Origin of the sequence: Blautia massiliensis (ex Liu et al. 2021), assembly GCF_052064225.1 — a bacterium.
GTDB lineage: Bacteria > Bacillota > Clostridia > Lachnospirales > Lachnospiraceae > Blautia_A > Blautia_A fusiformis.
In genome coordinates, this window is record NZ_JBQHWA010000020.1 from 12,983 (window position 1) to 25,250 (window position 12,268).

The 12,268-nt window shown below is 44.3% G+C and carries 11 protein-coding genes and 1 riboswitch; of the genes, 10 read left to right on the plus strand and 1 reads right to left on the minus strand.

Features of this window, described 5'->3' with window-relative positions; translation table 11 throughout:
• Window position 1: 1 nt before the first annotated feature.
• On the plus strand, window positions 2-760 hold the full coding sequence (locus ACTNDQ_RS09425) for a hypothetical protein (RefSeq protein WP_092071416.1): 759 nt from the start codon (window positions 2-4) through the stop codon (window positions 758-760).
• Window positions 761-864: 104 nt separating this feature from the next.
• Here ACTNDQ_RS09425 and ACTNDQ_RS09430 read toward each other — a convergent pair whose 3' ends face one another.
• A complete protein-coding gene (locus ACTNDQ_RS09430) occupies window positions 865-1,080 on the minus strand; it encodes a helix-turn-helix domain-containing protein (protein WP_015524345.1) in 216 nt (71 codons plus the stop codon).
• Window positions 1,081-1,300: 220 nt separating this feature from the next.
• On the opposite strand from ACTNDQ_RS09430, the gene ACTNDQ_RS09435 reads away from it, so the two are divergent.
• The 9 genes from ACTNDQ_RS09435 to ACTNDQ_RS09475 all read left to right on the plus strand — a co-directional run bounded on the left by ACTNDQ_RS09435 (window position 1,301) and on the right by ACTNDQ_RS09475 (window position 12,046).
• Window positions 1,301-2,836, plus strand: coding sequence for a YifB family Mg chelatase-like AAA ATPase (locus tag ACTNDQ_RS09435; protein WP_278796070.1), 1,536 nt, complete (start codon window positions 1,301-1,303; stop codon window positions 2,834-2,836).
• Window positions 2,837-2,861: 25 nt separating this feature from the next.
• Entirely contained in the window at window positions 2,862-3,749 is an 888-nt protein-coding gene (dprA, locus tag ACTNDQ_RS09440; RefSeq protein ID WP_173746139.1) for a DNA-processing protein DprA, read from the plus strand.
• 75 nt (window positions 3,750-3,824) lie between these two features.
• Window positions 3,825-5,897: a type I DNA topoisomerase gene (topA, locus tag ACTNDQ_RS09445; protein WP_021651815.1), complete on the plus strand. Its 2,073-nt coding sequence runs from the start codon at window positions 3,825-3,827 to the stop codon at window positions 5,895-5,897.
• 145 nt (window positions 5,898-6,042) lie between these two features.
• Entirely contained in the window at window positions 6,043-6,828 is a 786-nt protein-coding gene (codY, locus tag ACTNDQ_RS09450; RefSeq protein WP_441064450.1) for a GTP-sensing pleiotropic transcriptional regulator CodY, read from the plus strand.
• A 297-nt stretch (window positions 6,829-7,125) separates the two neighbouring features.
• Complete coding sequence (gene groES / locus ACTNDQ_RS09455; RefSeq protein WP_015524351.1) at window positions 7,126-7,410, plus strand: co-chaperone GroES; 285 nt, start codon at window positions 7,126-7,128, stop codon at window positions 7,408-7,410.
• Between the two features lie 47 nt (window positions 7,411-7,457).
• Window positions 7,458-9,077 carry a chaperonin GroEL gene (gene groL / locus ACTNDQ_RS09460; RefSeq protein ID WP_279201302.1) on the plus strand — a complete coding sequence of 540 codons (1,620 nt, stop codon included), beginning with the start codon at window positions 7,458-7,460 and terminating at the stop codon, window positions 9,075-9,077.
• Window positions 9,078-9,190: 113 nt separating this feature from the next.
• The gene (locus ACTNDQ_RS09465; protein ID WP_015524353.1) at window positions 9,191-9,694 is read left to right on the plus strand and encodes a DUF6106 family protein; all 504 of its coding nucleotides are present in this window, start codon (window positions 9,191-9,193) and stop codon (window positions 9,692-9,694) included.
• 68 nt (window positions 9,695-9,762) lie between these two features.
• Window positions 9,763-11,217, plus strand: a complete 1,455-nt coding sequence (gene guaB, locus ACTNDQ_RS09470; protein WP_015524354.1) for an IMP dehydrogenase — start codon at window positions 9,763-9,765, stop codon at window positions 11,215-11,217.
• A gap of 112 nt (window positions 11,218-11,329) precedes the next feature.
• Entirely contained in the window at window positions 11,330-12,046 is a 717-nt protein-coding gene (locus ACTNDQ_RS09475; protein ID WP_441064451.1) for a peptidoglycan recognition protein family protein, read from the plus strand.
• Window positions 12,047-12,143: 97 nt separating this feature from the next.
• A riboswitch (ZMP/ZTP riboswitch) is annotated at window positions 12,144-12,225 on the plus strand.
• The last annotated feature ends 43 nt before the right edge of the window (window positions 12,226-12,268 follow it).

Consider the following 12,268-nt stretch of genomic DNA (forward strand, 5'->3'; position numbering starts at 1 on the left):
GATGAGAAAAAACAAAAGAAGAAAAAAACGGCTGAGAGCAGTTCTGATCCTGTTGATCATTCTGTTTATTCTGGCAGGACTGGGAGGGATGCTGTATGTTTCCCACAGGGATAAAGTGGAAAAAGAACAACGAAGAGAGGCCGCATTGGCTGCATTGGACAGTATTCCGGAGGTGACAGCAACTCCGGCAGCAACAGCAACACCGGTTCCGACAGCGACACCGACACCGTCATTGACACCGGTCCCGACAATCCTTCCGGCATTTGAACCGGAAAATTATCAAGGGATCTGGTACAGCGAAGACGGGCTGACAACGATCGATATTTATGATATCAGTCTGAAATCTGTTTCCTTTACCTATAAGAGAGTGAATGGAAAAGATCCTTCCATGACCGCAGAAGCAGATGTGACTGCAGAGGTAGCAGGAAATGCCACACAGTTCCGTTTTAAGGATTCCGAAGGGAATAAGGCAAAAGGAGAGTTTGTTTTCGATAAAAGTGGTGAGCTTTATGTGAAGGTAAAAACATATGAACGGGGAGATGGATCTCTGACCTATCCGAAAACAGAGTCTATTATGACCCGGCAGGAGCCATCCCTGGAAGTATCCGAAAATTCCGAAGAAGATGCTTCCTATAATGAAAGCAACGAAAATTCCTATGAACAGGAATCCTACAGCGAAAGCAGTGAAGATTCTTCTGATGAAAATACAGAAGAATATGAGATTCCCTACGGAGAAGAAGAAACCTATTATACGGAATGATCAAAAAAATAAAACACGGTAAAATAAAGAATCCCCGGATTTTGGCAATCAGGGAATCCCGATACAGGAATTCCCGAAACTGTTCCACATTTCCGGGGATCTCTTTATTTAATCATTTTTTTGCGGTCTGTGCGGCCGACGAGATAATCGATGCTGGTGTCGTAATAATTTGCCAGCCGGATAAGCATTTCGATAGGAATATTACGGGATCCCGTTTCATAATGGGAATAAGAACGCTGACTGATATGAAGAATCTCACTTAATTCTCTTTGGGACAGATCCGCGTCTGTACGTAAATCCTGAATACGCTGAAATTTCATTGTGCTCACCTCTTCTTTCTATTGAAAGTATAAAACAGAACGAAATGCACCCTTGCAAAAGGGAGCAAAATGGACTATACTAAATTTATTATCTTCTAAAATTCAGAAAATGTCTATCTGAAAATTCCCTTGTTTTTAACTGAATGCGGATTGTGAATATCCGCCTGACCTGAAAAGACGAAAATATGGAAGATCGGGATCCGTTTTTTCGCAGAAAGGAATGTATTTGTTTGCGAGTGTTTTATCAGCAGCGATCTACGGAATGGAAGTACGTGAGATCCAGGTTGAGGCAGATGTCAGTGATGGTCTGCCTTCTTTTGCTATGGTAGGATTTCCCTCTGCCCAGGTGAGAGAGGCCCAGGAAAGAGTCCGGACTGCATTTAAGAATAACCGGCTTTGTCTGCCGCCAAAAAAAGTAACTGTAAATTTTGCACCTGCCGATATGAAAAAGGAAGGAGCCGGTTTTGATCTGCCTGTGGCGGCTGCAGTACTTGCGGCTGCCGGAATTCTGGAACCGGATCTTCTGGAAGGAGTTATGATCGTGGGAGAGATCAGTCTGAATGGAGAGATCCATGGGGTTGCCGGAGTTTTGCCTCGGGTGATCCGCGCAAGAGAGCTGGGCTTACGCTTTTGTGTTATTCCGGAGGAAAATATCCGGGAGGGGAATCTGGTGAAGGATATGCAGGTGTTTGGAGTAAAAAGTCTGAATGACATGATCCGGTGTCTGAGAGACCCAAACACTTATACAGCTGCGTATCAGGAAAAAGAAAAAACAGAAAATAAACCGGAAAAACCAAATGTTGATTTTGCGGACATCTGCGGGCAGGAAGGAGCCAGGCGGGCGGCAGAGATCGCAGTGAGCGGTTTTCATAATATTCTTTTTATCGGACCGCCAGGATCCGGAAAGACCATGCTGGCAAGACGTCTGCCTACCATTATGCCGGAGATGACATTTGAGGAAAGCCTGGAGATCACCAAGGTATACAGTGTGGCAGGACTTCTCACGGAAAAAGATCCGCTGATCCGGCAGAGGCCTTTTCGAAGTCCGCATCATACCAGTTCCCCTCAGGCTTTGGCAGGTGGCGGCAGGATACCGGGGCCGGGGGAGATCACTCTTGCACACAGAGGTGTTCTTTTTCTGGATGAGATGCCGGAATTTTCCAGAAAAAGCCTGGAGATCCTGCGTCAGCCGCTGGAAGATAAGGAGATCCATCTGTCCAGAGCTGCCGGAACCTATGTTTTTCCGGCCAGTTTTATGCTGGCGGCAGCGATGAATCCCTGTCCCTGCGGATTTTACCCGGATATGAACAGATGTCGTTGTACGTCAGGGGAGATCACGCATTATCTTGGAAAGATCAGCCAGCCTCTCCTGGAGCGTATTGATATCTGCACAGAAGTTCCGGCAGTGAGTTTTTCAAAAATGAAAAAGAAAATTGCAGGGGAATCCTCTGCTCAAATAAGAAAGAGGGTGGAAGCAGTACAGGAGATCCAGAGAGAACGTTACAAAAAGGAAAAATTTTGCTTCAATGGGGAGCTTGACGGAAGAAAACTGGAAAAATACTGTGTAATGACGGGAGGGGCAGACAAACTTCTGGAGCAGGCATATGAGCAGTTTCAATTCAGTACCAGAGCATATCATAAGATCCTGAAAACGGCCAGGACCATCGCGGATATGGAATCCTCCGAAAAGATAAAGGAAGAACATATCTGCGAAGCTCTGACGTACCGGGCATATGATAAGAAATACTGGTCATAAAACAGAAAAAAGGAAGGTATTTTATATGGAAGAAATACAGCAAACAAGGATCCGGTGTGCCCGGAAGGACAGTAGTGTTTATCCGGCAAGACTTCAGGAACTTCCTGGTATGCCAAAACAATTATATTATATTGGAAGATTTCCGGATGATGACAAACCTACAGCTGCAATTGTAGGAGCAAGGCTGTGCAGTCCTTACGGACGGATACAGGCATTTAATTACGGAAAATTCTTAAGCGAACATGGGGTACAGGTGATCAGCGGTATGGCGGCCGGCATTGATGCTGAGGGCCACAAGGGTGCTCTGGAAGGTGGTACCCCGACCTTTGCCGTGCTGGGAAATGGCGTGGACATCTGTTATCCTTCATCCAGCAGAGGTATTTACCGGAGGATCCCCGAAAAAAACGGAGGGATCATCAGCGAATATGAACCAGGTACCAAAGGCAGGGCATATTATTTTCCGGCAAGGAACCGGATCATCAGCGGACTGGCAGATCTGGTGCTTGTGGTGGAAGCAAAAGAAAAGAGCGGATCACTGATCACAGCTGCCTGTGCACTGGAACAGGGGAAGATGGTATACGCCATTCCGGGAGCGGTAAATGATGCGCTGAGCAGAGGCTGTCACAAGCTGATCTACGACGGAGCAGGAATTGCATACTCTCCGGAAATACTTCTGGATGAGTGGGGATTATCTGTGAAAAAAAAGACAAATTTGTCTGAAAAAAGCAAGTTAGGACTTGCAACGGATTTGGATTTGGTGTATAGTTGTCTCGATTTACGACCAAAAAATCTGGATCATATTATCAGAAAAACCGGTTTTTCACCGGGAAAAACAGCCGGGATCCTGGGACAGCTTATTTTGATGGGGCTTGTGAAGGAAACCGGGAGACAGTATTATATCAGACTTGAATAAATGCTTTTTTGCCCGGAGATTTAGCAGGAGTTTTTAAGCCGGACAGGAAGGCAGAATGAGATTAGGAGAGGTAAAATGGCCAAAAATCTGGTGATAGTAGAGTCACCTGCTAAAATGAAGACAGTAAAGAAATTTCTGGGGGCAAATTATACAGTAGAAGCGTCCAACGGTCATGTGAGGGATTTTCCCAAGAGCCAGTTTGGTATTGACGTGGACAATGATTTTGAACCGAAGTATATTACAATACGGGGAAAGGGTGAGCTTCTTGCAAAACTTCGTAAAGAAGCAAAAAAAGCAGATAAGATCTATCTTGCAACTGACCCTGACCGTGAGGGAGAAGCAATTTCCTGGCATCTGATGCAGGCTTTGAAGACAGATACTGCAAAGATGCACAGAATCACATTTAATGAAGTAACAAAAACAGCAGTTAAGGCGTCCATCAAGCAGGCCAGGGAACTGGACATGAATCTGGTAGATGCACAGCAGGCCAGGCGTATGCTGGATCGTATGGTAGGTTATACCATCAGTCCGCTGCTCTGGGCCAAGGTAAAAAGAGGCTTAAGTGCAGGCCGTGTACAGTCTGTGGCACTGCGTATCATCTGTGACAGAGAAGATGAGATCAATGCATTCATTCCTGAAGAATACTGGAGCCTGGAGGGTGAATTTCAGGTAAAGGGTGAGAAGAAACCGTTGACAGCCAAGTTCTATGGAACAGATAAAAAACTTCCGATCAGAAACCGTCAGGAAATGGATGAGATCCTGAAAAGTCTGGAAGACTGTAAATATGAGATCACAGAAGTAAAAAAAGGTGAGAGGATCAAAAACGCTCCCCTTCCGTTTACCACAAGTACTCTGCAGCAGGAAGCTGCCAAGACACTGAATTTTTCTACGCAGAAGACTATGCGCCTGGCACAGCAGTTATATGAAGGCGTGGATGTAAAAGGCAGTGGTACGGTAGGTCTGATCTCCTATCTGCGTACGGATTCTACTCGAATTTCAGAGGAAGCAGATGCAGCAGCAAGAACTTATATTTCTGAGCAGTATGGTTTGGATTATGTTTCTCAGACAGAGAAGGCGATCAAAAACGGACAGAAGATACAGGATGCTCATGAGGCGATCCGTCCTACAGATATTGCGAGGACACCAGTTCTGGTGAAGGAATCCCTGACCAGGGATCAGTTCCGTTTATATCAGCTGATCTGGAGACGTTTTGCGGCGAGCAGAATGGCACCGGCACGTTATGAGACCACGTCTGTCAAGATCGGAGCAGGTGAGTATGTGTTCACGGTTGCAGCATCCAAGGTTGCCTTTGATGGCTTTATGTCTGTGTACACAGAAGAGGGCGATGACAAAAAGGGCAATGTTTTAAGTCAAAGTCTGGAAAAGGGTATGGAGCTGAAGCTGAAAGAACTGAAGCCGGAGCAGCATTTTACACAGCCGCCGGCACATTACACAGAGGCTTCACTTGTAAAGACTATGGAAGAACTTGGAATCGGACGTCCAAGTACGTATGCGCCGACCATCACAACGATCATCAGCAGACGCTATGTATCCAAGGAACAGAAAAATCTTTACGTCACAGAGCTTGGAGAGGTTGTTAATAATATTATGAAACAGGCTTTTCCAAGTATTGTGGATGTAAACTTTACAGCAACTATGGAGGGGCTTTTGGACTGCGTGGAAGCAGGTACCGTACAGTGGAAAACGGTTGTACGTAACTTCTATCCGGATCTGAAGCATGATGTGGATGAGGCTGAGAAAGAGCTTGAGAAAGTTGATATACAGGATGAGGTTACGGATGTGATCTGCGACAACTGTGGCCGCAACATGGTGATCAAGTACGGTCCTCATGGAAGATTTCTTGCATGCCCCGGATTTCCGGACTGCCGTAATACAAAACCATATTATGAGAAGATCGGTGTTGCATGTCCGAAGTGCGGCGGCGAAATTGTCATGAAAAAAACGAAAAAAGGCAGAAAATATTACGGATGTGAGAATAATCCGGAATGTGATTTTATGTCCTGGCAGAAACCTTCTGCAAAGAAATGTCCGAAATGTGGTAATTATATGCTCGAAAAGGGAAATAAGCTGGTTTGCAGCCAGGAAACCTGCGGATATGTGGAACAAAAACCAAAAGATGAAGATTGATTGAATAAATGCTTTTCTATTAATTTTCAGAAAATCCCGTTAAAAATAAAAAAATATAAAAATGTCTTGTAAATTTCCAGAATAACGTGTAATATTAGACTAGAAAAACGATTTCTTTCAAGGTACGAAAGTGAAAGGAGGAAAAATGAGCGTTCAGTTGCTAGATAAAACTAGAAAAATCAATAAGCTTCTGCATAACAGCAGCTCAAGCAAGGTAGTGTTTAACGACATTTGCCAGGTGCTCATGGAAACCTTAAGTTCCAATATCCTGGTACTCAGTAAGAAAGGTAAGGTTCTGGGAGTCAGTATCTGCCCGGGTGTGGATGAGATCACAGAGCTGATCGATGACAAGATCGGCGGACATATCGACCCGTTATTGAATGAGAGATTTCTTGGTGTTCTTTCCACAAAGGAGAATGTCAATCTCCAGACACTTGGCTTTGAGCATGTACCCGGAAATTATCAGGGAATCGTGAATCCGATCGATATTGCAGGTGAGAGACTGGGAACGTTATTCATGTACCGCAATGATTATCCCTATGATATTGAGGATATTATCGTCAGCGAGTATGGTACAACAGTTGTTGGCCTGGAAATGATGCGTGCGGTTCATGACGAGAACGCAGAAGAAGACAGAAAACAGCAGATCGTTAAATCGGCATTCAGTACATTGTCCTTCTCAGAACTTGAGGCGATCATCCATATTTTTGATGAGCTGGATGGGGATGAGGGTATCCTGGTTGCCAGCAAGATCGCTGACCGTGTAGGTATCACCAGATCCGTGATCGTAAATGCACTGCGTAAATTCGAGAGTGCAGGTGTGATCGAATCCCGTTCATCCGGTATGAAGGGAACTTACATTAAAGTTCTTAATGAAGTGATCTTTGATGAGCTTGAGGAGATAAAAGCACAGAGAAGCAAGAAGGCATAATGTGATCAGCACTGTCAGATGCTTGATATAAGATAAAGAACGTGACAAAAGAGACTTCCCGCTAGCGTGGGAGTCTCTTTTTTGTCTGTTTCATAAAATTAAAATAAATAATGAAATTAAGAAAACAAGAGAAAACAAGAGTATAAAAGAGATAAAACCAGAATAATATAGAAAAACCATATCTTAAAAGGGTTGCGAAAATATGTGAAATTCACTAATATAGCCATAGTGATTAGCACTCGTATAAAGTGAGTGCTAGCAGACGAAGATAGAACTTATAAAGGAGGAACATAGATCATGAAGTTAGTACCTTTAGGCGACAGAGTAGTATTAAAACAGGTTGAAGCAGAAGAGACAACAGCATCCGGAATCGTGCTTCCAGGACAGGCACAGGAGAAACCACAGCAGGCAGAGGTTATTGCAGTTGGACCTGGCGGAGTTGTAAACGGGAAAGAAGTAAAAATGGAAGTAGAAGTCGGAAATACTGTTATCTATTCAAAATATGCAGGAACAGAAGTAAAGATGGATGGAACGGATTATATTATTGTAAAGCAGGAAGATATCCTGGCAATCATTAAATAATATAAATATCTTATCGTATATCAATATAAATAGGAGGTCATTTTATCATGGCAAAAGAGATCAAATACGGCGCAGAAGCAAGAGCAGCACTTGAAGCTGGTGTAAATAAACTTGCAGATACAGTAAGAGTAACACTTGGACCGAAAGGAAGAAATGTAGTACTTGACAAATCTTTCGGTGCTCCGCTTATCACAAACGATGGTGTTTCCATTGCAAAAGAGATCGAGCTTGAGGACGGATTCGAGAATATGGGTGCTCAGATCATCAAAGAGGTTGCATCCAAGACAAACGATGTAGCTGGTGATGGTACTACAACAGCAACCGTACTTGCACAGGCAATGGTACATGAGGGAATGAAGAACCTGGCAGCAGGAGCGAACCCGATCATCCTCAGAAAAGGAATGAAAAAAGCAACAGATGTTGCAGTAGAAGCAATCAAGAAGATGAGCCAGGCAATCAACGGAAAAGCTCAGATCGCTAATGTAGCCGCAATCTCTGCAAGTGATGAGCAGGTTGGACAGCTGGTTGCAGACGCTATGGAGAAGGTTTCCAAGGATGGTGTTATCACTGTTGAGGAGTCCAAGACCATGCATACAGAGCTTGACCTTGTTGAAGGTATGCAGTTTGACCGTGGATATATTTCCGCATACATGTCTACAGATATGGAGAAGATGGAGGCAACTCTTGATGATCCGTATATTCTGATCACAGATAAGAAGATCAGCAACATCCAGGAGATCCTTCCGCTTCTTGAGCAGGTTGTTCAGGCTGGTGCAAAGCTTCTCATTATTGCAGAAGATGTTGAGGGTGAGGCTCTCACAACCCTGATCGTTAACAAACTGAGAGGAACCTTCCAGGTAGTAGCTGTTAAAGCACCTGGCTATGGTGACAGAAGAAAAGAGATGCTTCAGGATATTGCGATCCTGACAGGCGGACAGGTGATCTCTGATGAGCTTGGTCTTGATCTGAAGGAAGCTAAAATGGAGCAGCTCGGACGTGCAAAATCCGTTAAGGTTGCAAAAGAGAATACAGTTATCGTTGACGGCCTTGGCGATAAAGATGCCATCGCAAAACGTGTTGCTCAGATCCGTGCGCAGATCGAGGAGACAAAATCCGAGTTTGATAAAGAAAAACTTCAGGAAAGACTTGCAAAACTGGCAGGCGGCGTAGCTGTTATCCGTGTAGGTGCTGCTACTGAGACAGAGATGAAAGAAGCAAAGCTTCGTCTTGAGGATGCTCTTGCAGCAACAAGAGCAGCTGTTGAGGAAGGTATCATCGCAGGCGGTGGCTCTGCTTATATCCATGCTTCCAAAGAGGTTGCAAAGCTTGCAGCAACACTTGAGGGAGATGAGAAGACAGGTGCTTATGTGATCCTGAAAGCCCTTGAGGCTCCGTTGTTCCACATTGCTGCAAACGCAGGACTGGAAGGCGCTGTTATCATCAACAAGGTAAGAGAGTCTGAGGTAGGTACAGGCTTTGATGCTCTGAATGAGAAATATGTAAACATGGTTGAGAATGGAATCCTTGATCCTGCAAAGGTTACAAGAAGTGCACTTCAGAACGCAACAAGTGTTGCATCTACACTTCTTACAACAGAGGCTGTAGTTTCTACGATCAAAGAGGATACTCCTGCTCCGGCACCAAACCCGGGAATGGGAATGATGTAATTTCAAGCAGGCAGGTAAATAATTTACAAAATGAGAGGGCCTGCGTCATGGACGCGGCTCTCTTTTTGTGTTATAATCAAAAGAAATCAGTAAATTACGAAAGGAAGAAGCAAATGAGTGACTTATATTCAGAACTTCTGGTAAAGAAGAAACAGACAGGGAAGGATCTTGCTATAAAATACGGTCTTATTGCACTGACCGTGATCATGGTTCTGGGAGGTCTGGTGCTGAATGCACTTCTTCTGGTTCCGGCTATCGCTCTTGGTGTTGCATGCTATTTTGTAATTCCGAAAACAGACCTGGAATATGAATATCTGTTTGTTAACGGGGAACTGGATATTGATATGATCATGTCCAAGTCAAAGAGGAAAAGAGTAAAATCACTTCAGCTTGCGGAGGCTGATCTTGTGGCACCTCTGAAATCCCACAGAATGGATTATTACAACGGAAATCAGAAGATGAAAACCATAGACTTTTCCTCAGGTATTGAGGATCATAAGCGCTATGCCATGATCGTAAGAGACAGCGGAGAAACCTGCAAGGTGATCCTGGAACTGGATGATGAACTTGCCAATACCATGAAAAATTCTGCACCGAGTAAAGTTTTTTTGGATTGACATGAATCTTGTTTTTTGTTACACTAGTTCACAAATTTAAAATATCTTACACAAAGGGAGGAAATGCAATGGGTACTATTATTGGTGAAGGTATTACGTTTGATGATGTCCTGCTGGTTCCGGCTTATTCTAAAGTAATTCCGAATCAGGTTGATGTTTCAACGTATTTAACCAAGAAAGTAAAGCTGAATATCCCCATGATGAGTGCGGGAATGGACACAGTTACAGAGCACAGAATGGCAATTGCTATGGCCAGACAGGGTGGTATCGGTATCATTCACAAGAATATGTCCATTGAGGCACAGGCAGAAGAGGTTGACAAAGTTAAACGTTCTGAGAACGGTGTTATCACCGATCCATTTTATCTTTCAGCAGAGCATACACTGAAGGATGCCAATGATCTGATGGCGAAATACCGTATTTCCGGTGTTCCGATCACAGAAGGCAGAAAACTGGTAGGTATTATCACAAACCGTGATCTTAAATTTGAGACAGATTTCAGCAGAAAGATCAAGGAGTGCATGACTTCAGAAGGACTGATCACAGCTAAGGAAGGAATCACACTTGAGGATGCCAAGAAGATCCTTGCGAAATCCCGTAAGGAGAAATTACCCATTGTAGATGATGACTTTAATTTAAAAGGACTCATTACCATCAAGGATATCGAGAAACAGATCAAGTATCCGCTTGCAGCCAAGGATGCACAGGGAAGACTTCTCTGTGGTGCTGCGGTTGGCATCACAGCAAATGTGCTTGCGCGTGTTGATGCGCTTGTGAAGGCTAATGTAGATGTGATCGTAATTGATTCTGCACATGGTCATTCAGAAAACATTTTAAAAGCAGTCCGCGAGATCAAGGCAACATATCCGGAGCTTCAGGTAATCGCAGGTAATGTTGCAACAGGCGAAGCTACCAAGGCTCTGATCGAGGCTGGAGTAGATGCAGTCAAAGTTGGTATCGGACCGGGATCTATCTGTACAACACGTGTTGTTGCAGGTATTGGTGTTCCGCAGGTTACTGCAGTTATGGATTGTTATGAAGTGGCTAACAGCTACGGAATCCCGATCATTGCAGACGGCGGTATCAAATATTCCGGAGATATCACCAAGGCCATCGCAGCAGGTGCCAATGTCTGCATGATGGGAAGCATGTTCGCAGGATGCGATGAGAGCCCGGGAACATTCGAACTTTATCAGGGAAGAAAATATAAAGTATATCGTGGAATGGGATCTATCGCAGCTATGGAGAATGGCAGCAAGGATCGTTATTTCCAGGAGAATGCAAAGAAGCTTGTGCCGGAGGGTGTTGAGGGTCGTGTTGCGTATAAAGGACATGTTGAGGATACCGTATTCCAGCTGATCGGTGGTTTAAGATCCGGTATGGGTTACTGTGGAGCAGAAAATATTGAGAAGCTTAAGACAACAGGCAGATTCATCAAGATTTCAGCTGCATCTCTTAAAGAGTCACATCCACATGACATCCACATCACAAAAGAGGCTCCAAACTACAGTGTAGATGAATAATAAAGGAAAAAAAGGTAAGACCGGTAAAAAGTCACCCAGGCCGTCCCATAGCGGGCGGCCTGTTTCCGTAAAGAAAACTTCCTCCGGGTCTTCCAGAAGAAAAAAGAAGTCTTTGAGAAAAAAGAACCCGATCAAGATCCTGCAGAGGATTGTGCTGATATGTATCATTGTGATCGTTGCTTTTGCTGCGTGTGCGTTAGGATACGCATTTTTTGAGATGCGCATGGAACAGAGTGAAACTCAGTCCGGGCAGGAAGAAATATTCGGGAATGCCAGCGGAAATGGCGGACCGGAACAATGGCAGGCAGAAGGAGCACCTTTTATTGATGTGGAGCTTCTGACACCGAATTCCTATTCCAGACCACAGATTTCTATGGAACAGGTAAATTATATAGCCATTCATTATACGGCCAATCCGGGATCTACTGCCGTATCCAACCGGAATTATTTTGAAAATCTTGCGATAACGCAGGACAACAAAGTCAGCAGTCATTTTGTGATAGGGTTGGAGGGAGAAGTGGTACAATGTATTCCCACTTCGGAAATATCCTATGCCACAAATTCCAGAAATGTAGATACCATATCCATTGAATGCTGCCATCCGGATGAAACAGGGCAGTTTAATACAGCAACCTATGATTCAGCGGTAAAGCTGACAGCGTGGCTTTGTACACGCTTTGGACTGACTTCGGATCAGGTGATCCGTCATTATGATGTCACAGGTAAAGACTGTCCGAAGTATTACGTGGAAAATCCCGATGCATGGATCCAGATGAAATCAGACATTGCAGCACAGATCCAGACAGATTATGCATTACAGGGGAAATAAAGTGTTATTGTTTATTTTGTGAGCAACAAGAAGTCTGGAAAAATAATTTCTGAAAATAGGGGCTTGAAAATTAAGAAGAAGTATTGTAGTATAACAGCAGAAGCTGCATGACTGGCGGAAAGTAGGATCACCTACAGGGAGTGCAGTGAAGTGAGAAGCCGACCGCCTGGGCAGCCTGATAAGGGGTGTCCAGGCGGTTTTTTGTTACCGTTCATATCCTGG